Below are 21,445 nucleotides of genomic sequence, written 5' to 3'. Positions count from 1 at the left end.
TAATTGTTGGAAGCTGGCGTTAATTATGCTGCGAAAATCACACTACACGATCTGTATCCTCGTCCCATCCCTTACCGTTCAGTAAGATATTCCGCTACTAAGCCTGTTTCGGAGTATGAAAATGTCATCGCCATTTTATCAGCAACTTACGCAACAATTACGGGAAGTCGAGGCGGAAGGGTTGTTTAAGTCCGAACGCCTGATTACCTCCGCGCAACAGGCCCATATCGAACTGGAAGGCGGCGGGAAAGTCGTTAACTTCTGCGCAAATAATTACCTGGGTTTGGCTAATCATCCCGCCCTGATAGCGGCAGCCAAAGAAGGCATGGACAGCCACGGATTTGGCATGGCGTCGGTACGCTTTATTTGCGGCACGCAGGACAGCCATATACAGCTGGAAAAGCAGCTGGCGGAATTTTTGGGCATGGAAGATGCCATTCTCTATTCCTCCTGCTTTGATGCTAACGGCGGTTTGTTCGAAACGCTGCTTGGGCCGGAAGATGCGATTATTTCTGACGCGCTGAATCACGCGTCGATTATTGATGGCGTACGGTTATGCAAAGCTAAACGTTACCGCTATGCCAACAACGATATGGCGGAACTGGAAACGCGGCTGGAAGAAGCCAAAGCGGCCGGCGCGCGCCATATCATGATCGCCACCGACGGCGTTTTCTCCATGGATGGCGTGATCGCCAACCTCAAGGGCATCTGTGATCTGGCGGATCGCTACGGCGCGCTGGTGATGGTCGATGATTCTCATGCCGTTGGCTTTGTGGGCGCAGGCGGTCGGGGCACGCACGAATACTGCGAGGTGATGGGCCGGGTCGATATCATTACCGGTACGCTGGGCAAAGCGCTGGGTGGCGCTTCGGGTGGCTACACGGCGGCTAAAAAAGAGGTGATCGAATGGCTTCGCCAGCGATCCCGCCCTTATCTGTTCTCGAACTCGCTGGCCCCGGCCATTGTTGCCGCCTCAATACGTGTGCTGGATATGCTGACCGAAGGAGATGGTTTACGCCAGCGTCTGTGGGACAACGCGAAATTTTTCCGTGCCGAAATGACCAAAGCCGGTTTTACCCTGGCCGGCGCCGATCACGCCATTATTCCGGTGATGCTTGGCGAAGCGAAAGTGGCGCAGGAATTTGCCCGGCTGTTGCAGCAGGAGGGCATCTACGTCACCGGCTTCTTCTATCCCGTGGTACCGAAAGGGCAGGCAAGGATCCGCACGCAAATCTCGGCGGGACACAGCCATGAGCAGCTAGTTCATGCGGTGGATGCTTTCAGCCGGATTGGCAAAAAGCTTGGCGTGATTAAGGAGGCGTGATGAAAGCATTAGCGAAGCTGCGCGCGGAAGAAGGGATCTGGATGGTTCACGATGCGCCTGTCCCTGAGCCGGGTCACAATGACCTGCTGATCAAAATTCGTAAAACCGCCATTTGCGGCACGGATGTGCATATCTATAACTGGGATGAGTGGTCGCAGAAAACCATTCCCGTGCCGATGATCACCGGGCATGAATATGTTGGTGAAGTGGTCGGCATCGGTCAGGAAGTGAAGGGGTTCTCGTTGGGCGATCGGGTTTCCGGGGAAGGGCATATTACCTGTGGGCACTGCCGAAATTGCCGGGCGGGGAAAACCCATCTTTGCCGCAATACGGTAGGCGTTGGCGTTAACCGGCAGGGCTGTTTTGCGGAGTACCTGGTGATCCCCGCGTTTAATGCCTTTCGTATTCCCGACAACATTTCTGATGAGCTGGCGGCGATTTTCGACCCTTTTGGTAATGCGGTGCATACGGCGCTGTCATTCGATTTGGTCGGCGAAGATGTGCTGATTTCAGGTGCCGGCCCGATTGGTATTATGGCGGCCGCAATCTGCCGTCATGTCGGCGCCAGGCATGTGGTGATCACCGACGTGAACGACTATCGCCTCGATCTGGCCCGTAAGATGGGGGTGACCCGCGCGGTGAACGTCAGCCAGCAAAAGCTGGAGGACGTGATGCAGGAGCTGGGCATGATCGAAGGATTTGACGTAGGACTGGAGATGTCTGGCGCACCGGCAGCGTTCAGAACGCTGTTAAGCGTGATGAACAACGGTGGGCGAATTGCATTGCTCGGCATCCCCCCTTCAGAGATGTCGATCGACTGGAATCTGGTGATTTTCAAGGGACTGTTTATCAAAGGGATTTATGGCCGGGAAATGTTCGAGACCTGGTACAAAATGGCGGCATTAATCCAGTCCGGGCTGGATATCACGCCGATCATTACCCATCATTTTGGGATTGATGATTTTCAGGCGGGGTTTGATCAAATGCGCTCGGGCCTTTCAGGCAAGGTGATTCTGGACTGGTAATCAATCTGTTGGGTCGGCAATGGGCCGACCCAATGACAAAGCTATTTGAGCTTTTCGGCATCCGTCAGATAGCGCACCTTGCGGGTGTAATCCTGACCTTTAAAGGTCAATGGCGTATCGGATGACTGCAGATACTTTTGCCATTCCGAAAGCGGGAAGCCGCCATGCGCGCCAACCACCTCTTTCGGGACCACTGCGGTGGTGCCACCAATCTTCTTGGAAACCGGCCAGTTCATCCAGTCACCCAGGTTTACCGTCTTCAGATCCAGCATATCCAACAATGCAGCCAGTGGGAGCTGATCGGTGGGTGGCTGCGAATCATCCATTAATTCCCAGGTATCCTGGAAAAGTGTTAACCACAGTGGGCAAATGCGTTTCCACGTCTGCCGTGTCGCGGCAAGAAAAGCGCCATTCACATGGTCAACAATATAAGGTCTGACGCTATTGCGGTAATAAGCCGGTCGGTTTTGCTCAGGCGCATTGGCCAGTTTGGCGATCATCTTGCCCTGGCGGAAGCTGGAATAGATATGCCCGTCATGCATGTTGATATCGGGCATTTTCAGCAGATTGAGATCGGAATCGATCATCAAAATGCCGTCGGTTTTTGCCTGCAAAGGCGCCTGAAGCTTAATCAACCGACTGCGGTAAATTTGTTTATAGCGGTAGTTCTCTTCCCGTAACGGCACGTCCAGCGTCACCACCCGGGTTTTCGCCGGCAGTTCGCCAAACTGTGCGGCAGGCTGATCGGTGACGATGACAATCTCTTCTGCATCAGGCGCAAAACGCGATGCAAATAACGCGCTTAAGGTCGCCTCTTCGACAAAGTCAGCGCCCGTACAGGGAATGACAATGGAAGTGACCGGTGTTGCGCCTTGCACCTCTTTCTGCTGATAAGAGAGGTTATGGCGTGAACGAATGTGGCGGAACTGAGGGTTCAGGAATTCAAACATGCGAAGAGTTTCCATGTGACGCATTTTTCAAAATAGATTCCACGCCTGCGACGTAATGCTCAATAGCATAGTGCGCTTTCACGTTGGCGTTGGCCTGTTGCAATAATGTCGTGCGTTTTTCCGCATCAAGATACAGCGTCTTCATCTGCTCAAACAGGGTATCGGTATCGCCGTAATCGAACAACAAGCCCGTTTTATCCGGCGAGATCAGCTCGGCGGTGCCGGTGACTTTCGAGCCAATCACCGCGGTATTGAGCAACATGGCTTCCAGCACCACGCGCGGCAACCCTTCACTTTTGGACGCCAGAATAAACACGTCCAGCGCGGCCAGATATTCCAGGGCATTGGGGCGAAAACCGGTAAAAATCACCCGATCCGCAATACCGGCCTGAGCCGCCTGACGTTTTAACGCCGCTTCTTCCGGGCCTTCGCCGAGGATCACCATCCGCCAGTCGGCCTGGGGGAAGGACGCGGCAAACGTTTCCAGCGCCTGCAAAATATGGTGATTGGATTTGCGGGGGATTAACGATCCGATGCTGCCAAACACAAAGGTGCGGTTATCCAGCGCCAGCAGCTGTTGCCGCATCGCATCGCGGGAGGGCAGCGGTTGCCAGATGTCGATAGCATTGAATACGGTGAAGCATTTTTCGGCCACGACGCCATGGGCGATCAGCACTTCGCGGACGCCGTTTGATACCGCGATGATTGCATCCGCGCGCTGATTCACCATCCCGACCAATTCGCGGTTCAGGACCGGTTCAATGCGGCAATGCTGCACCAGGGTAATCGGTAAACCTTCGGCCGCAAGATAGCCTTCAGCGTTCGATCCCGGCTGATTATTCATGTAGAGCAAATCAATATTCTGGCGGGAAATTGCCTCGGCGATACGTCTCGCATTGGGCTTGATGCGCCAAAGCATATCCACCCAACGGGTCGTTTTCAGCCGTAACGGACGACTGAAAAACACCAGCGATCGCAGCAGTTCTTTGCAGACTTTCGCCCAGCGAGGTTGCTTGCGTTGCGGAATAAACATCACCGGGATGCCGAGCGCTTCCAGCACGTCAGCAATGGTGTCACCTTTACCCCGGCGGTAATTATGGTAGAAGCAGCAGCGGATATCGAACTGACTGCGGTCGATACGCTTCAACAGCTCAAGCATGCTGTTGGTGCCGCCACCCCATTCATTTCCGGTATCCAGCAACAGAATTTTTTTACGCTGATCTTCCATGTGTCCGCGACTCTCTGGGCCTGCGTCCCTTCAGTCAGGGACGCTGCAGAAAAAATTAAGGTTGGGTCCCGATATCGAGCTTCAACCCGCTAAAGTGCGTATCGATATAACGCATGCCCGCGCTGTTGCCAATACTTTCAGCCACCACGCTCAGTGCTCGGGTTGCCGGAACCGGTGCAATCTTCACCGGACAGCTTTTCACGCTCAGGCGCGGATTACGCGGTTTTTCAGCCGGTGGCAACGGCTGGCGGCCGGTGGATTGGGGCTCATTCAGCAACTGGCTTGGACGAACCAGCGTCACGTCTGCCGGAAGCGTTGGCAGCATTTCCTGCAATACCCTGACGGTGGTGGGATGCGGATGGCCGATGGCAATGGCGGAGCCATCACGCTGGGCCAGGCGCACCGCACGCGTGAACTGCTTGCGGATATCCGCTTCGTTCTGCGTATCGTCGAGGAACACGCGGCGCTTCAGCACCTTGACGCTGGTTCCGGCGGCGGCGCGCGTCGACTGGCTGTTACCGATGGTCATACTGTCGAGGAAGTAGAAATTATAGTGATCCAGGACCTGCATCACCTTCTGCATCCCCGGCAGGCTGGAGGTCATCGCGCTGCCCATATGGTTGTTCAGGCCGACCGCAAAAGGCACATCGGCTACGGCTTCACGAATAATGCGTTCGATCTCCGCACTGGACATGTCCGGGCGCAGGGTGTCTTTTTCCAGCGGTTGTTTGCTCAGGGGCGCCATTGGCAGATGGATCAGCACTTCGTGACCCAGCTGGTGGGCTTTGGTCGCCATTTCACGGGCGTGGGTGGCGTTAGGCAGAACCGCGACAGAGATGTTCTTCGGCATCTGCAAAACCTGATTCTCTTCCTTCGGACGATAACCAAAATCATCGATGACGATAGAGAGTTTCCCGGCGTGTGCCGTACAGGCCATTAACAGGCCTGCCAGCACGCCACTCATTTTGCGGAGGTGTGACAAAAGTTATTTTCCTAACCACGGAAGTGGATTGACGGCCTGTCCCTGGCGTCGGATTTCGAAATAGAGTGAAGGCGTGCCCCGGCCGCCGCTGGTCCCGACCAGTGCGATTGGCTGTCCTGCCTTAACCTGAGTTCCCACGCTCACCAGCGCACTTTGGTTGTAGCCGTAAAGGCTCATATCCCCTTTGCCGTGTTCTACCACCACCACCAGACCGTAGCCCTGTAGCCAGTCGGCCATCAGAACGCGGCCATCGGCAATGGCTTTCACTTCGGTGCCTTCAGGTGCGTCAATCACCAGGCCTTTCCAGCGTAGCTCACCCTGCAGCTGTTCGCCGAAGCGATGTTCAATCGTGCCGCGCGCCGGCCATACGGCCTGGCCAGAAGGACGGCCTAATCCGCCGGTGCGCGCCATCAATGAACGCTCACCTTCGGTCGGTTTGTAAGTGGTGCCTTTGCTCTTCGCCTGAGCCTGACGCTGACGGACTTTTTCCGCCTCGCGCGCTTCTTTCTCTGCCCGGGCTTTGGCTTCCCGTTCAGCTTTGGCAATTTTGTCGCGCAGGCGACTCTCGTTTTCTCGCATATCGACCAACTGCGCCTGATCTTTTTCGAGAGAAGATTCCAGCGTGGTCAGCGTTTTCTTACGGGCAACGCGCGCACCTTCCAGCTTCTGCTGTTGCGACTGCTGCTGGTCGAGTAAGGATTTCTGCTGCGCCTGTTTATCCACCAAAGACGCTTTCTGTGCAGAGAGGTCGCTGCGGGTCTTTTTCAGGTCATCAATTGATTTTTGGCGGGCATCGTTAAGATAGCCAAAATAGGAGAGGATGCGCTCGCTGCGCTGGCTCTCTTCGCCGCTGAGGATCAGCTGGACGCCGCTGTGCTGTCCCTGACGGAACGCTGCATCAAGCTGCTCGGCAAGCAGCTTTTCCTGGCTGGCTTGCTGCGCCTCCAGCTTGCCAATCGAGGCCGTCAGCGCTGAAATGTCCTTATTCAGCCCGGTGAGGGTGATTTGGGTTTCACGCAGTTGGCGGCTGGCCTGAGCAATGATCTTTTCCTGGCTGGTCAGCTGCGCCAACAGCTTGCCGCGTTGCTGCTTTTGCAGCAAAACGCTCTTCTCTTTCGCTGCAATATCCTGCTGCAGGCTGGAGAGCTGCGACTTATTATCGTCGGCCGCGTGGCTGGCAAAAGACGACAGCAAAAGACCGGCGCAAAGTACGCTGGCAGACAGGCTGAACACATGAGATCGCAACAGAACGCCTGTGGCAGATCCGTTACCTTGTGTTCGTAAAGTTGAAACTGGCGCTTTTTCCCTCATAGGACCAGATTATTCCACGATGAACAGCAGCTTACCAGCCATCTGTCCCGGCTTTTGCATTTCCACCAGTGACAGCGTTGCCTGAAACCAGTCGCTGGGCAGGCGATCCTGCGGGGAAGTGTCAGGCAGATTTGCACAACAAATAACCGCTCAGGATTGCAGCGAACTCGCACTGACACGGGCATTTACACTTAAGGCAATTTTTTTTGGGAATCTGCCTCAGAAAACGCAACTCTGACGGCTTCATGACTGTACATGACAATACTGGCAGGTATACTCAGAAGCCTTGTTTTAGCTTATTAACCCTTTCGGGAGTTGTTACCCCTCATGCAAGATATTATGCAGTTCGCAGGCAGCCACACCATTCTTAGTCTGGCGTGGGTTGTCCTGTTGGTTTTGGTGATCGTGACTACCGTTAAGGGTATGTTCTCCAAGATAAAAACGATTAGCCGCGGTGAAGCAACCCGTTTGATTAACAAAGAAGAAGCCGTGGTGGTCGACGTGCGTGGGCGTGATGACTACCGTAAGGGCCATATCTCCAATGCCATCAACGTGCTGGCCGCTGACATCAAAAAAGGCAGCTTTGGCGAATTAGAGAAGCATAAAGCGCAACCGATTATCGTGGTGTGTGCCAACGGCACATCCGCTGCAGAACCCGCTGCTCAGCTGAACGCGGCCGGTTTTGAAAACGTCTCCATTCTGAAAGATGGCGTCTCCGGTTGGAGTGGTGAAAACCTGCCGCTGGTACGTGGAAAGTAAGACTGATGTAGTGATGCGCAGCACTTTGTTGGCTGTGAAGACCAGTTCGCGCTAGATGGCTTTTCTGGCCTCGACCCGCTACTTAAATAAGACGGGCGAGTGGCGAAATAACGGATTATTAACCAATAGGATTACGTAACATGTCAGAGCAAAACAACACCGAGATGGCTTTCCAGATCCAGCGTATTTACACCAAGGATATCTCTTTTGAAGCGCCTAACGCGCCTCAGGTTTTCCAGAAAGAGTGGGAACCAGAAGTGAAACTGGATTTGGATACGGCTTCCAGCCAGCTGGCAGAAGACGTGTATGAAGTCGTACTGCGTGTGACCGTAACGGCAACCGTGGGCGAAGATACTGCGTTCCTGTGTGAAGTTCAGCAGGCAGGTATTTTCTCTATCTCCGGTATCGACGGTAACCAGATGGCGCATTGCCTCGGTGCATACTCGCCGAACATCCTGTTCCCTTATGCTCGCGAATGCATCACCAGCCTGGTTTCACGCGGTACCTTCCCGCAGCTTAACCTGGCGCCAGTGAACTTTGACGCGCTGTTCATGAACTATCTTCAGCAGTCAAACGAAGGCGCCGCTCCTCAACAGGATGCATAATGCCTCACGCTAACGCTTCAATGAGCGTCCTCGGTGCCGGATCTTACGGCACCGCTTTAGCCATCACGCTGGCTCGTAACGGGCACAACGTGGTGCTGTGGGGACACAACCCACACCATCAGGCTCAGCTTCAGGCTGACCGCTGTAATGCGGCTTTCCTGCCCGATGTTCCTTTCCCTGATTCGTTGAGCCTTGAAACCGATTTGGCCAGTGCGATCGCTGCCAGTCGCGATCTGCTGGTGGTGGTTCCCAGCCATGTGTTCGGCGATGTTCTACAGCAAATTAAACCGCATCTGCGCGCTGACTCCCGCATTGTCTGGGCCACGAAAGGCCTGGAAAAAGAGACCGGACGTCTGCTGCAGGATGTCGCGCGTGAGATCCTCGGTCCGGATATTCCGCTGGCAGTGATCTCCGGCCCGACCTTTGCCAAAGAACTGGCGGCGGGTCTGCCGACGGCGATCGCCCTGGCGGCAACGGATAGCGAATTTGCTGATGACCTGCAGACGCTGCTGCATTGCGGTAAAAGCTTCCGTGTGTATAACAATCCGGACTTTGTTGGCGTCCAGCTCGGCGGTGCGGTGAAAAACGTGATCGCTATTGGCGCTGGCATCTCCGATGGGATTGGCTTTGGTGCCAATGCGCGTACCGCATTAATTACCCGTGGCCTCGCTGAAATGACCCGGCTGGGTACCGCTCTCGGTGCCGATCCCACCACTTTTATGGGCATGGCGGGATTAGGCGATCTGGTGCTGACCTGTACCGATAATCAGTCACGCAATCGTCGCTTTGGCATGATGCTGGGACAGGGAATTGACGTGGAAGCGGCGCAAACGACCATTGGTCAGGTAGTGGAAGGTTTCCGAAATACCAAAGAGGTTAAGGCTCTGGCTGCGCGCTGCGGCGTTGAGATGCCAATAACCGAGCAAATTTATCAGGTTCTGTATTGCGAAAAAAATGCGCGAGAGGCAGCATTGAGCTTACTTGGGCGCACAAGGAAAGACGAAAACAGCGCCAGTTGAGAAAGGGATGCAAACTGATATAGCGCGCAGGCAGTCGCCGGGCGCTATTTTTTCGATGTGGAGAGAGCAATGCCGTGTGTAGAACCTGAACTGGTCTGGGATTATATCAAAGCGGAAGCGCGGGCCCTGGCTGACTGCGAACCGATGCTAGCCAGTTTTTACCACGCGACGCTGCTGAAGCACGACGATCTGGGCAGTGCGCTGAGCTATATGCTCGCCAACAAGCTGGCCAATCCGATCATGCCTGCCATCGCCATCCGTGAAATCGTGCAGGAAGCCTATAATCAGGACCCGTCGATGATCCAGTCGGCAGCCTGTGATATCCAGGCCGTCCGTCAGCGTGACCCGGCAATCGATAAATACTCCACGCCCTTGCTGTACCTGAAAGGCTTCCACGCCTTACAGGCCTATCGTATTGGTCACTGGCTGTGGAATGAAGGACGACGCGCGCTGGCGGTGTATCTGCAGAACGAAGTGTCGGTCTCGTTTGCGGTGGATATTCATCCGGCGGCCAAAATTGGCCGCGGCATCATGCTCGATCACGCCACCGGCATTGTCATTGGCGAAACGGCGGTGGTTGAAGACGATGTCTCGATTCTGCAATCCGTTACGCTGGGCGGTACCGGCAAAACCAGCGGCGATCGCCATCCGAAAATTCGCGAAGGGGTGATGATCGGGGCCGGAGCTAAAATCCTCGGCAATATCGAAGTGGGACGCGGGGCGAAAATTGGTGCCGGTTCGGTCGTGCTGCAACCGGTTCCACCACACACCACCGCAGCTGGCGTTCCTGCCCGCATCGTTGGCAAGCCGAGCAGCGACAAGCCTTCGATGGAGATGGATCAGCACTTCAATGGCACCGTGCCGGGCTTCGAATTCGGCGACGGGATCTGACGTTTACGCCTTCACCACTGCGCCAGCGTAATCCAGCTGGCGCCACGCCTCGTATACCACCACTGAGACAGCATTAGACAAATTCATGCTGCGGCTGTCCGGCTGCATCGGGATTCGGATCTTCTGCTGTGCCGGCAGCGCATTGAGAATGTCGGCTGGCAATCCCCGCGTTTCCGGTCCAAACAACAGGTAATCACCCGGCTGATAACTCACCGCGCTGTGCGCGGGCGTGCCTTTTGTGGTGAGCGCAAACAGCCGCTGTGGCGCTTCTGCAGACAGAAACGCGGCATAGTCAGCGTGGTGTTTGATGGCGGTGAACTCATGGTAATCGAGCCCGGCACGGCGCAGGCGCTTATCATCCCAGGCAAAGCCCAGCGGCTCAATCAGGTGCAGTTGAAAGCCGGTATTGGCGCAAAGACGGATGATATTCCCGGTATTGGGTGGGATTTCAGGTTCAAATAAAACGATATTCAGCATCGACAACGGCCCTCATTAGCGAGGGCCGAAGCATAGCAAACAATCAGGCTTTGCTGGAATAGAGCGGCAACCAGATTGTCAGACGCAAACCGCCCAGCGGGCTGTCATCCGCTTTGACCCAACCCCGGTGTTGCTGGATGGCGGTATCGACAATCGCCAGACCCAGCCCGGTTCCACCGGATTCACGGTCGCGCGCTTCATCAGTGCGGTAGAACGGCCGGAAAATCTGCTCACGATCTTCCGCGCTGACGCCTGGGCCATCATCATCAACGTGGATGGTAATGCCCTGTTTATCCACTGAAAAACTGACGGCGATTTTGGAGTAGGAGTAGCGCAGCGCATTGCGGACGATATTTTCCAGCGCGCTGTCCAGCGCACTCGGGTTACCGTACAGCGGCCATGGGCCTGGCGGATAGGGCACGTCCAGGGTTTTGCCCATCTGCTCGGCTTCAAACTTGGCATCATCCAGCACGCCTGACCACAGCTGGTTGGCTTTCATCGCTTCGCTGACCAGCGCATTTTTATGCTGAGTGCGGGAGAGCACCAGCAGGTCGTTGATCATGCCATCGAGCCGTTGTGCTTCCATCTCGATACGCTGCAGCTCTTTGCCTTCACCCTGACGACGGCGCATCAGGGCGGTGGCCAGCTGCAGGCGAGTCAGAGGGGTACGCAGTTCATGTGAGATATCCGACAGCAGACGTTGCTGACCGGTCATCATTCTTTCCAGGGCGCTGACCATCTGGTTGAAGCTGGCACCGGCCGCCAGGAACTCCTGCGGGCCTGATTCCAGTTCGGGACGCTGGCGCAAGTTACCAGCCGCCACATCATCGGCAGCATGCTTAAGCTTACGGGCCGGTTTGGCGAGGCTCCAGGCCAGCCAAAGCAGCAATGGCGAGCTGATCAGCATGGTGACAATCAGCAGTAGCAGAGGACGATCAAACAACAGATTGATAAAGTCTAGCTGTGAGCTGCCCGCCGGGCGGATCAGGTAAAGCTGGTAGTTATCTTCTCCGTCGCGAACCGAGAAGGGGCCAACCATCTCAACGCGGCCGTATTTCTTTTTCTGCGGATGATCGGAGTTATCAGACTGGCCGATAAAATTACGGATCACCTGCATTTCGTTATGCTGTGCGCCGATCACGCGACCTTCGCTGGTGACCAGTAAAAGCCGTTGACCAGGCGGAGCCCATTTGTCGATTGCGCGAAACAGTCTGCGCCACCACATCAGGTCGTTGGGCGGATCCTGCATCAACTCCGCTTCAACGTGTTGTTCAATCATGGTGCCCTGACGCTGCTCGTTATCCAGCAGCGGCGTCATCTGACGGGTATCCAGCTTTGGCACCATTAAAACCAGCATCAACACCAGTGCCAGGGTCAGCCAGAAAATAGCGAAGATGCGGGTGGTCAGGCTTGAAATCATGTAGCGGAAACCATCAGATAGCCGCGGCCACGCAGGGTTTTAAACCAGGGATGACCATCTTTGCGGTCCGGCAGTTTCCGGCGCAGGTTAGAGATATGCATATCGATCGCGCGATCGAACGGCGTCAGGCGTTTTCCAAGCACTTCCTGGCTCAGATGTTCGCGAGAGACCACCTGTCCAAGGTGCTGGGCAAGTAGATACAGAAGCGTGAACTCCGTCCCGGTCAAATCCAGCGTCAGGCTGTCGAAGCTGGCTTCCTGGCGGCCTGGATTCAGGCGCAGGTGATCGACTTCCAGCGTCGGTGAGCTGTTATCGTGTTGCTGTTGCTGCTCGCTCCAGTTTGAACGGCGTAAAATAGCGCGTATACGCGCCACCAGTTCGCGATCGTTAAATGGCTTAGGCAGATAGTCATCTGCACCCAGTTCGAGGCCCAGAACGCGATCCAGCTCGCTTCCGCGTGCCGTCAGCATAATGACCGGCGTCTGGTGTTGCTGACGCAATTCTTTCAGGGTATCGATACCGTTTTTCTTCGGCATCATGACGTCGAGCAGTAACAGATCTATCGTGTTATCAATCAGGGTGAGTGCCTGCTCGCCGTCACCGGCAACCAGAACGTCAAACCCTTCCATTTCAAGTAATTCTTTCAGCAGCGAAGTCAATTCGCGGTCATCGTCAACCAACAGGATTTTATTCATTTTTATTGCCCTCCGCAGGCAAAATACCGTGAACGAATGCTGTCATTCCATGACTTTACGTAGTTTTACACCGGCTGACGCATGTTTGCAGCGGGCGCCGTAGACTGGCTCTCGTTGAATCGAAAATGGAAACCAACCTGGGAGTAAACGATGCGCAAAGTTACCGCCGTCGTTGTGGTTCCGGCGCTGATGATCAGTTTCTCCGCCGCCTGTTCTGCAGCAGTGACGACGACTGACGAGATGCATCAAGACAACGCGGCGACACGCAGTATGACGCAAATTCCGCAGAGTCACATGTTTGATGGCATCAATCTCACCGAACAGCAGCGTCAACAGATGCGAGATTTGATGCAACAGGCGCGTCATGATCGTTCTTCCATAAGTATTAACGATTTAGAACAACTGCACGAGAAGATTATTGCAGATAAATTTGATGAAGCGGCCTATAAAGCTCAGCTGGATAAGATTGCACAGGCGGAAGTCTCGCGGCAGGTAGAAATGGCCCGGATACGCAACCAGATGTACCACCTGTTAACACCAGCCCAGCAGGACGTTTTAAACGAGAAACATCAGCAGCGCATGAGTGAAATGCGCAAGCTAACGAACATGCAGCAGGCGTCATCGCTGCAGGCAGTGAGTAGTACCGGCAGTAACCAGTAACATAGTATCCCTGTTTTTCCTTGCCATAGACACCATCCCTGTCTTCCCCGCCATGATGGCGGGGCTTTTTTTTGCCTGAAATCCAGTATACTTACGCACTCAACTTAAGGGAGTGTGGCATGGATCAACACTACGCACGTCTGGTGAATCGCGCCGCACTCGCCGCCACGATGCTGGCTTCAGTGCTGCTGCTGGTGAAGATTTTTGCCTGGTGGTACACCGGTTCCGTCAGCCTGCTGGCCGCCCTGGTTGACTCCCTCGTCGATATTGCCGCCTCACTGACCAATCTTTTTGTGGTCCGCTACTCCCTTCAGCCTGCTGACCGCGAGCATACCTTTGGTCACGGCAAGGCAGAATCGCTGGCCGCGCTGGCCCAAAGCATGTTTATCTCCGGCTCTGCGCTGTTCCTGTTCCTCACCGGTCTCCAACACCTCGCGACGCCCAATGAAATGCGCGGACCGTTAATCGGTATCGTCGTCACCTTGATTGCCCTGTTTTCCACTCTGGTGTTAGTCACTTTCCAGCGTTGGGTGGTTAAGCGCACCCGTAGTGTGGCTATCCGCGCCGATATGCTGCATTACCAGTCTGATGTGATCATGAACGGGGCCATTCTGCTGGCGTTGGGGCTAAGCTGGTACGGCTTTAAGCGTGCGGATGCGCTGTTTGCGCTGGGAATTGGCGTGTGGATTTTAACCAGCGCATTGCGCATGGGCTACGATGCCGTTCAGGCGCTGCTGGATCGGGCATTGCCGGATGAAGACCGACAGACGATCATTGATATCGCCACAAACTGGCCGGGCGTTCAGGGCGCGCATGATATCCGTACCCGTCAGTCGGGCCCAACCCGTTTTATTCAGCTGCATCTGGAAATGGACGATGATTTGCCCCTTTTTCAGGCGCACAAAATGGCAGAAGACGTTGAAAAGGCGTTGTTAAGCCGCTTTCCGGGGTCGGATGTGATCATTCATCAGGATCCCTGCTCGGTGGTGCCGGCTGAACGGGCGCGGGGACTTGATCTATAATTCCTCGGGAAATAAATGGGTTAGCGCAATGATTGTGAAAAACGTGACGCGGCGCAAAAAAAATAGCTGAATCATGACTGACCTGAATCAATTCAGCTGCCTGGCTTTGATATACTATTGCCATCATTAGTGGGTAAGCTCGCCTATGCGCCGACCTTCCAGGGCGCTCAGAATTCTAATTTTGCATCAACAAGTTCAGAGGTTGTCATGATTAAAAAAATCGGTGTACTGACAAGTGGTGGCGATGCGCCAGGAATGAACGCAGCCATCCGGGGCGTGGTACGTGCCGCCCTGAGCGAAGGCCTGGAAGTGTGTGGCGTTTACGATGGCTATCTGGGCCTGTATGAAGATCGCATGGCCAATCTGGACCGTTACAGCGTATCTGACATGATTAATCGTGGCGGCACCTTCCTGGGCTCCGCGCGTTTCCCGGAGTTCCGTGAAGAGTCAGTGCGTACCGTTTGCATCGAGAACATGAAAAGGCGCGGGATTGATGCGCTGGTGGTCATCGGTGGTGATGGTTCTTACATGGGCGCCAAGCGTCTTACTGAGATGGGCTTCCCGTGCATCGGCTTGCCGGGCACCATTGATAATGACGTGGCCGGAACGGATTACACCATCGGCTATTTCACCGCGCTGGAAACCGTCGTCGAAGCGATCGACCGTCTGCGTGACACGTCTTCTTCTCACCAGCGTATTTCCATCGTTGAAGTGATGGGCCGCTACTGTGGCGATCTGACGCTGGCTGCGGCCATCGCCGGTGGCTGTGAATTTATCGTATTACCTGAAATCCCTTACACCCGCGAAGAGCTGGTAGAAGAGATCAAAGCGGGCATCGCCAAAGGTAAAAAGCACGCTATCGTGGCCATTACCGAGCACATCTGCGATATCGATGAGCTGGCCAAGTACATTGAAGCTGAAACCAAGCGTGAGACCCGTTCCACGGTGCTGGGCCACATCCAGCGCGGCGGTGCGCCGGTCGCTTACGACCGCATTCTGGCGTCCCGCATGGGCGCCTACTCCATTGAACTGCTGCTGCAGGGCTACGGCGGCCGTTGTGTCGGTATTCAGAATGAGAAGATGGTGCACCACGACATCATCGATGCGATTGAAAACATGAAACGTCCCTTCAAAGGTGACTGGCTGGATACCGCCAAGAAGCTTTATTAAGCAAAATCAAGGCGCTGAAACCCAGCGCCTTTTTACTGCCTTGCTATATTCCATTAGGTTATTAAAGCTTGTTTTTAATTCTTTAAATCGTGGATAGGTTTGTGTCAGGCTCTCCTACAGCGAAAACCTTTGGGAGAGAGAGTAATGAATAAGTGGAGTGTGGGATTTACCCTGTTACTGGCTTCAACCAGCGTGCTGGCGAAAGATATTCAGCTGCTGAATGTTTCTTACGATCCAACGCGTGAGCTGTACGAACAGTACAACAAAGCCTTCAGCGCGCATTACAAGCAGGAAACAGGTGACAATGTTGTCGTCCGTCAATCCCATGGTGGCTCCGGTAAGCAAGCGACGTCCGTCATCAATGGCATTCGTGCCGATGTGGTTACGCTGGCGTTAGAATCTGATGTGGATGCCATTGCTGAACGCGGTCGTATCGACAAAAACTGGATTAAACGTCTGCCAGACAACTCTGCTCCTTACACCTCGACCATCGTCTTCCTGGTCCGCAAAGGTAATCCAAAGCAAATCCACGACTGGGGTGATTTGATCAAACCTGGCGTGTCGGTGATCAGCCCAAATCCAAAAACCTCCGGCGGCGCGCGCTGGAACTATCTGGCGGCATGGGGTTGGGCACTGGATCAGAACCATGGCGATCAGGCGAAAGCGCAGGCTTACGTTAAAGCTCTGTATAAAAACGTTGAGGTTCAGGATTCCGGCGCGCGTGCCGCGACCAATACCTTCGTAGAACGTGGCTTAGGCGATGTGCTGATCGCGTGGGAAAACGAAGCCTACCTGGCGGTGAATAAGCTGGGTAAAGACAAGTTTGAGATCGTGACGCCAAGTGAATCAATCCTGGCGGAACCGACCGTATCCGTGGTGGATAAAGTGGTCGACGAGCGTGACAGCCGTAAAGTGGCCGATGACTATCTGAAGTATCTCTATTCGCCAGTGGGTCAAACCATCGCGGCAGAGAACTACTATCGCCCGCGCGATCCTGAGGTCGCGAAGAAGTTTGCCAGCACCTTTGCGCCGGTGAAACTGTTTACCATTGATAATAAGTTTGGCGGCTGGACTCAGGCCCAGAAAACACACTTTGCCGATGGTGGCACTTACGACCAGATTATGAAACCTGATTAATTCTTACCCAGGCGGTGAATTCCTTCACCGCCTGATTTGCCTTATCCACGGTCTTTACTGCTTATTTACGCCTTCCTTACCCTTTCCGAACCCTTCCGAATACTGCCTTAAGTCGATTTATCCCAGCCCAGAAAAATGGTCACCGCGATTGATTATTTGACATGATCTTTATCCGTAATTCGTTTACATTACGAGCAGATTATGAGCAGAGGTTTCAATGATGCAGGGGCGAAAGCGGGTCCTGATTGTAGTGGGTATTGCAGGGGTAATTTTGACGGCGGGCTGTGCCTCGATAGCGTTGAATTATAAAAACAATTCGGATGCGTTATGGAAAATTGTCAGTCAAAAATGTGTGCCTAACCAAAATCAAAATCACGATCCCACACCCTGTCGTCAGGTCGACTTGCGCAATGGTTATGTGGTCCTGAAAGATCGCGTTGGTCCTCTGCAGTTTTTATTGATGCCGGTGGAAAAGATTACCGGTATTGAAAGTCCGGCCTTACTCAATCCTGCTACGCCCAATTTCTTTGCGGAAGCCTGGCGCTCGCGTCATTTTATGGAAGAAAAGCGCGGGGCGCCCATCGATGACAGTGCCTATGCATTAAGCATTAATTCAGAGCGGGGAAGGACGCAGAATCAGCTGCATATTCATATCTCCTGCCTGCGGCCGGATATTCGCCAACAGCTGGACGGCCTCAGCCCTAAACTCACCAGCTTATGGCAATCCGAGCAGTTGGCCGGGCATACCTATCAGGTGCGGGCGGTTACCCGCGATGAGATCAAAAAAATGAGTCCGTTTCTGCGTCTCGCCAGAGAGATACCCGGCGCGCGGGAAGAGATGTACAAATACGGCATTGCCGTTGCCGCGCTGCCAGATGGTCGTCGCGTGATGATGGTGATCAAACGTAATCTGCTGCTGTTGAACCGCGGTTCTGCTGAAGAGTTGCAGGACCACAGTTGCAGCATCCTCAAGTCTTAAGGGCAGCCCTGGCTGCCCTTGAGTGCCTGCCTCAGGCTTTTTTAGCCTTTGGCTCGATCGGTTTATCGTCCTTGTACTTCGCCGTGGCAATCCACGCGGCGCAGAACAGGGTCAGACGGGCAAAGAAGTAGAAAAAGGCCATCAGTCCCAGCACCGACCCAAAAGCTGCGCCGGAAGGCGAAGACGCCAGCTTAGGCAGGGTCAGCGTCATAATGAATTTAATCACTTCAAAGCCAATCGCCGCCAGCAGGGTCCCACGGAATAACGCTTTTTTACGCGGCTTATGCCGCGGCAGGATCCAGAAAATCCACAGGAACAGCAGATAGTTCGCCAGAATGGAAATCGACAACGCAATCAGCGTCATCGCCGGTTTCAGCCAGTCGATTCCCTCCAGTCCTAATCCCCGCACAATCATATCCTGCGCCGCGCCGGCAATAGATGTCAGTGACAGGGTGATAATCAGCGCCAGCACCAGTCCGGTCAGCGAAATAAAGTCGCGGGAATAGCGCCGCCAGATTTTCTCTTTATCCTGCTCGTTTCTTTCCCAGACATCGCGCGACTGGGCGCGGATCGCCTCGCGCAGATTGCCCATCCAGCTAATCCCGGAATAGAGCGCAATGAACAAACCGGTCAGTCCGACGGTAGTACGCTGTTGAATCGCCGTGTTAACGGTGTTTTTCAGCGTCGAGGCCAGCGTGGGATCGCTGATATTGTCGACGATCTTATTGATCAACTGCGTCAGCAGGTCCTGGTTAGATGCCAGCACAAAACCGACGGCGGCAAAGGAGACCATCAGGATCGGGATCAGCGAGAGAAATGAGAAATAGGTAATGGCCGCGCCAAACTGGCTGCCCAGTCGATCGTTAAAGCGTTCACCCGCGCGCAGAAAATGCGCCACGGCGGGAATGGCCTGGAACCAACTCGCCAGCTTTGAAACCCGGGTAATGGATTTATCAACGGTGTGATTGCCTGTCTTGATATTGATCAGCGGTTTGTCTTCTTGCTGGTTTTCAGCGGATTGGTTTTCCTTCATGTCACCTTCTTCATGTCCTTCAAATGAATGTACCTGCCTGAAATTATAGCCCCGCACTCAGGTAACGTATTTTTTCATCGTCTGAGTGATCCATTCCATAAAAACGTGCACCCGGCGGGCGAGGTTTCGGCGGTGGGGATAAATCAGCGAGATGGGCATCGGTTCAGCCCGAAAATGCGGCAGAACTTCCACCAGAGTTTTGTTGGCCAGTGACGCTTTCATTCCGGCGAGGGGTGCCTGAATGATGCCAAGTCCGGACAGACAGGCCGACTGGTAGGTTACCGTATTGTTGACGGTGACCGCGCCGCCTGTCTGGATAAAGCGGGTTGTTTTGCCGTCCCAGTACTCAAATCCTTGCGGATGGACGCCCAGCTGCTGGCTGTAATGCACCATCGCATGCTGTCCCAGATCGTCGAGGGTCTGCGGGGTGCCAAACCGTTCCAGGTAGTCAGGGCTGGCGCAATTTATCTGCGTCATTTTCCCTAGCGGACGCGCGATTAGTCCGGAGTCACCCAGGGTGCCGCCACGGATCACGCAGTCAAAGCCTTCCCGAATCACATCGACACGGCGGTCACTGCTGCTCAGCTCCAGCTCGATCCCCGGGTATTGCTGTAAAAATTGCGGCAGCAGCGGCAGGATGAAATTACTGGCAAGGCTGACCGACATATCCACCCGCAGCCGGCCGCTGAGCGTGGTGGGATCGTGCTGAAACAGGGAATCCATCTCTTCCAGCGTGGCCAGCACATCACGGCAGCGCTCGTAATACACCAGTCCATCCTGGGTCAGCTGCACGCGGCGGGTGGTACGGTGCAGCAGTCGCGTTCCCATGCTGTTTTCCAGCGCCTGTAACTGACGCGACAGGCTGCCTTTCGGTAAACCCAGGCTGTCTGCCGCGCGGGTAAAGCTCTGCAACTCCGCGACTCTGACAAACACCTGCATTGCGTGAATTTTATCCATTTTTGCGCCTGTTGTTGTCCGGAATGAAACAGTGAAGCGTCATTCAGGACATTTATAGATCAGAACGGAGGTAATATCCTGTTTTTTGTCCACAGAAACAGACTGGAGAAGAAAATGAGTCATAAAATTGCAGTGATCACCGGCGGAAGCCGGGGTTTAGGTGAGAATGCCGCCCTGAAACTGGCCGCTAAAGGCGTTGACGTCATTTTGACGTATCGTAGCAAGCAGCCGGAAGCCGATCGGGTTGTGCAGCGCATTGAGGCGCTCGGAGCCCGTGCCGTGGCGCTTCAGCTGGATGTTGGCGACAGCAAGAGCTTCGTAGCCTTTGCGGCTGAAGTGAAAAAACAGCTCAACGCTGTCTGGCAAAGAGAGCGCTTTGATTATTTATTGAACAATGCCGGAACCGCACTTCACGCCAGTTTCGAGGAGACCACCGAAGAACAGTTTGATGAGATGGTGAACGTCCATTTCAAAGGGCCGTTTTTCCTGACCCAGACGCTGCTGCCGCTGCTGGTGGACGGCGGTCGTATCCTGAATATCTCCAGCGGACTGGCGCGCTTTAGCCTGCCAGGCTCCAGTGCGTATGCGTCGGTAAAAGGGGCGATGGAAGTACTGACCCGTTATCAGGCGAAAGAACTGGGTAAGCGTGGGATTGCGGTGAATATTCTGGCGCCAGGCGCGATTGCCACCGATTTCAGCGGTGGGATGGTGCGTGATAACCCGGAAGTGAATGCCTTTGTCGCCTCGCAAACGGCGCTGGGACGGGTCGGCTTGCCGGATGACATCGGCAATGCCGTCGCACAGATCCTCAGCGATGAAAGCGGCTGGATCAACGGTCAACGTATTGAAGCGTCCGGCGGCATGTTTATGTAATCCTCTGGCGCCGCTCTCTGGATCGAACGCCAGCAGAGCGGCGGCCGTAATTGCCGTGCTTAAACGTTAAGCGTGCCGTCGATAACCGTGACGGTTTGCCCACCAATCCACAGGCCATCGCTGGCGTAGGTGACGCTCAGCCTGCCTGCGCGCTTCATCGCCGTCCCCTGGCGAACCCGATAATCCAGCTCAATGCCCTGTGCCTGAAGATAGCGGGCCAGACAGGCATTGGCGCTGCCGGTGACCGGATCTTCAGTGAAGGCGCCGTTTTCGACCAGCAGGCCACGCACTTCATACTGCTCGGGCAAACCGTCCAGCGGGCCAAACGGCATCACCCCGTTCACCTGAGCTTTACGCAACAGCCGTTCAAATTCCACGATATTCGGTTTGATCGCCAGCACCGCCTCAGCGGATTGCATCGGCACCAGCAACCAGCGAATGCCCATATCGGCGACCATTACCGGCAACTGAGTTTCCAGCGCATCACTGTTCAGGGCGCTGCTTAGCGGCGCATCGCTGAACCCGGTCAGCGTGGCTTCCGGTGCGGCAAAGGCCAGCGTACCCCCTGCGGCAATTTTGATGGTGACCAAACCAATCCCGCACTCCTGCACAATCTTGCCGGGATTTTTCACGGTGACCCCCGCTTCGAGCAGCGCATGGGCGGTACCCAGCGTCGGATGCCCGGCGAACGGCAGTTCCAGGTCCGGGGTGAAGATGCGCACCCGATAGTCCGCGGCGGGATCTTCAGCCGGCAGGACGAAGGTGGTTTCTGACAGATTGGTCCAACGGGCAACGGACATCATCTGCTCATCGCTCAGGCCGTTGGCGTCCATAATCACCGCCAGCGGATTGCCGTTGAGCGGTGAAGAGGTAAAGACATCAACCTGTTTAAATGCACGTAACTGTGTCATCACTAAAGTCCTTCTGG

Annotated in this window: 22 protein-coding genes; 12 read left to right on the top strand and 10 right to left on the bottom strand. The window is 54.8% G+C overall.

The features are described from left to right. Positions 1 to 121: 121 nt before the first annotated feature. Positions 122 to 1,324 (top strand): glycine C-acetyltransferase, encoded by a 1,203-nt coding sequence (locus AC1UKS_RS21800; protein WP_482435192.1) that lies wholly within the window; start codon positions 122 to 124, stop codon positions 1,322 to 1,324. Next, complete coding sequence (tdh, locus tag AC1UKS_RS21795) at positions 1,324 to 2,349, top strand: L-threonine 3-dehydrogenase (RefSeq protein ID WP_482435190.1); 1,026 nt, start codon at positions 1,324 to 1,326, stop codon at positions 2,347 to 2,349. The genes AC1UKS_RS21800 and tdh overlap by 1 nt, the downstream gene beginning before the upstream one ends. A gap of 41 nt (positions 2,350 to 2,390) precedes the next feature. On the opposite strand, the gene AC1UKS_RS21790 is transcribed toward tdh, so the two are convergent. The 4 genes from AC1UKS_RS21790 to envC are packed head-to-tail and all read right to left on the bottom strand — an operon-like array spanning position 2,391 to position 6,820. Then, on the bottom strand, positions 2,391 to 3,299 hold the full coding sequence (locus tag AC1UKS_RS21790; RefSeq protein WP_482435189.1) for a hypothetical protein: 909 nt from the start codon (positions 3,297 to 3,299) through the stop codon (positions 2,391 to 2,393). Next, complete coding sequence (locus AC1UKS_RS21785) at positions 3,292 to 4,527, bottom strand: glycosyltransferase (protein ID WP_265909378.1); 1,236 nt, start codon at positions 4,525 to 4,527, stop codon at positions 3,292 to 3,294. Before AC1UKS_RS21785 ends, AC1UKS_RS21790 begins: the two co-directional genes overlap by 8 nt. A 55-nt stretch (positions 4,528 to 4,582) precedes the next feature. After that, positions 4,583 to 5,509 (bottom strand): divergent polysaccharide deacetylase family protein, encoded by a 927-nt coding sequence (locus AC1UKS_RS21780; protein ID WP_265909377.1) that lies wholly within the window; start codon positions 5,507 to 5,509, stop codon positions 4,583 to 4,585. A 3-nt stretch (positions 5,510 to 5,512) separates the two neighbouring features. Then, positions 5,513 to 6,820 (bottom strand): murein hydrolase activator EnvC, encoded by a 1,308-nt coding sequence (envC, locus tag AC1UKS_RS21775; protein WP_482435188.1) that lies wholly within the window; start codon positions 6,818 to 6,820, stop codon positions 5,513 to 5,515. A gap of 327 nt (positions 6,821 to 7,147) precedes the next feature. Between envC and AC1UKS_RS21770 the strand changes: the two genes are divergently transcribed. The 4 genes from AC1UKS_RS21770 to cysE all read left to right on the top strand — a co-directional run bounded on the left by AC1UKS_RS21770 (position 7,148) and on the right by cysE (position 10,094). Then, positions 7,148 to 7,579: a rhodanese-like domain-containing protein gene (locus tag AC1UKS_RS21770; protein WP_013200123.1), complete on the top strand. Its 432-nt coding sequence runs from the start codon at positions 7,148 to 7,150 to the stop codon at positions 7,577 to 7,579. Positions 7,580 to 7,719: 140 nt separating this feature from the next. Then, entirely contained in the window at positions 7,720 to 8,184 is a 465-nt protein-coding gene (gene secB, locus AC1UKS_RS21765; protein WP_013200124.1) for a protein-export chaperone SecB, read from the top strand. Further along, complete coding sequence (gpsA, locus tag AC1UKS_RS21760) at positions 8,184 to 9,203, top strand: NAD(P)H-dependent glycerol-3-phosphate dehydrogenase (RefSeq protein ID WP_013200125.1); 1,020 nt, start codon at positions 8,184 to 8,186, stop codon at positions 9,201 to 9,203. The genes secB and gpsA overlap by 1 nt, the downstream gene beginning before the upstream one ends. Before the next feature lie 69 nt (positions 9,204 to 9,272). After that, positions 9,273 to 10,094: a serine O-acetyltransferase gene (gene cysE / locus AC1UKS_RS21755; protein ID WP_013200126.1), complete on the top strand. Its 822-nt coding sequence runs from the start codon at positions 9,273 to 9,275 to the stop codon at positions 10,092 to 10,094. Positions 10,095 to 10,097: 3 nt separating this feature from the next. On the opposite strand, the gene trmL is transcribed toward cysE, so the two are convergent. From trmL to cpxR, 3 genes are read right to left on the bottom strand one after another with little or no spacing between them, the layout of a single operon-like run. After that, a complete protein-coding gene (gene trmL, locus AC1UKS_RS21750) occupies positions 10,098 to 10,571 on the bottom strand; it encodes a tRNA (uridine(34)/cytosine(34)/5-carboxymethylaminomethyluridine(34)-2'-O)-methyltransferase TrmL (protein WP_013200127.1) in 474 nt (157 codons plus the stop codon). A 43-nt stretch (positions 10,572 to 10,614) separates the two neighbouring features. Beyond that, positions 10,615 to 11,991, bottom strand: coding sequence for an envelope stress sensor histidine kinase CpxA (gene cpxA / locus AC1UKS_RS21745; RefSeq protein WP_013200128.1), 1,377 nt, complete (start codon positions 11,989 to 11,991; stop codon positions 10,615 to 10,617). Then, positions 11,988 to 12,686, bottom strand: coding sequence for an envelope stress response regulator transcription factor CpxR (gene cpxR / locus AC1UKS_RS21740; RefSeq protein ID WP_013200129.1), 699 nt, complete (start codon positions 12,684 to 12,686; stop codon positions 11,988 to 11,990). The genes cpxA and cpxR overlap by 4 nt, the downstream gene beginning before the upstream one ends. A 150-nt stretch (positions 12,687 to 12,836) precedes the next feature. On the opposite strand from cpxR, the gene cpxP reads away from it, so the two are divergent. The 5 genes from cpxP (at position 12,837) to AC1UKS_RS21715 (ending at position 17,654) form a co-directional block, all read left to right on the top strand. Next, the gene (gene cpxP / locus AC1UKS_RS21735) at positions 12,837 to 13,346 is read left to right on the top strand and encodes a cell-envelope stress modulator CpxP (RefSeq protein WP_482435185.1); all 510 of its coding nucleotides are present in this window, start codon (positions 12,837 to 12,839) and stop codon (positions 13,344 to 13,346) included. A 119-nt stretch (positions 13,347 to 13,465) separates the two neighbouring features. After that, a complete protein-coding gene (gene fieF / locus AC1UKS_RS21730; protein WP_206404635.1) occupies positions 13,466 to 14,368 on the top strand; it encodes a CDF family cation-efflux transporter FieF in 903 nt (300 codons plus the stop codon). Between the two features lie 207 nt (positions 14,369 to 14,575). Next, positions 14,576 to 15,538, top strand: coding sequence for a 6-phosphofructokinase (pfkA, locus tag AC1UKS_RS21725; protein WP_265909373.1), 963 nt, complete (start codon positions 14,576 to 14,578; stop codon positions 15,536 to 15,538). A 144-nt stretch (positions 15,539 to 15,682) separates the two neighbouring features. Continuing rightward, on the top strand, positions 15,683 to 16,675 hold the full coding sequence (locus AC1UKS_RS21720; protein WP_106382037.1) for a sulfate ABC transporter substrate-binding protein: 993 nt from the start codon (positions 15,683 to 15,685) through the stop codon (positions 16,673 to 16,675). 220 nt (positions 16,676 to 16,895) lie between these two features. After that, positions 16,896 to 17,654, top strand: a complete 759-nt coding sequence (locus AC1UKS_RS21715) for a CDP-diacylglycerol diphosphatase (protein ID WP_265909415.1) — start codon at positions 16,896 to 16,898, stop codon at positions 17,652 to 17,654. 31 nt (positions 17,655 to 17,685) lie between these two features. On the opposite strand, the gene yhjD is transcribed toward AC1UKS_RS21715, so the two are convergent. Then, on the bottom strand, positions 17,686 to 18,687 hold the full coding sequence (gene yhjD / locus AC1UKS_RS21710) for an inner membrane protein YhjD (RefSeq protein WP_482435184.1): 1,002 nt from the start codon (positions 18,685 to 18,687) through the stop codon (positions 17,686 to 17,688). Positions 18,688 to 18,744: 57 nt separating this feature from the next. Continuing rightward, positions 18,745 to 19,644: a LysR family transcriptional regulator gene (locus AC1UKS_RS21705; protein ID WP_013200173.1), complete on the bottom strand. Its 900-nt coding sequence runs from the start codon at positions 19,642 to 19,644 to the stop codon at positions 18,745 to 18,747. 114 nt (positions 19,645 to 19,758) lie between these two features. Between AC1UKS_RS21705 and AC1UKS_RS21700 the strand changes: the two genes are divergently transcribed. Next, positions 19,759 to 20,517 (top strand): SDR family NAD(P)-dependent oxidoreductase, encoded by a 759-nt coding sequence (locus tag AC1UKS_RS21700; RefSeq protein ID WP_482435183.1) that lies wholly within the window; start codon positions 19,759 to 19,761, stop codon positions 20,515 to 20,517. A gap of 59 nt (positions 20,518 to 20,576) precedes the next feature. On the opposite strand, the gene AC1UKS_RS21695 is transcribed toward AC1UKS_RS21700, so the two are convergent. After that, a complete protein-coding gene (locus AC1UKS_RS21695; protein ID WP_482435182.1) occupies positions 20,577 to 21,428 on the bottom strand; it encodes a PhzF family phenazine biosynthesis protein in 852 nt (283 codons plus the stop codon). Positions 21,429 to 21,445: the final 17 nt, after the last annotated feature.

The organism is Erwinia sp. AK-PDG3-5 (assembly GCF_056821705.1).
This window is presented reverse-complemented; position numbering and strand designations above follow the sequence as displayed.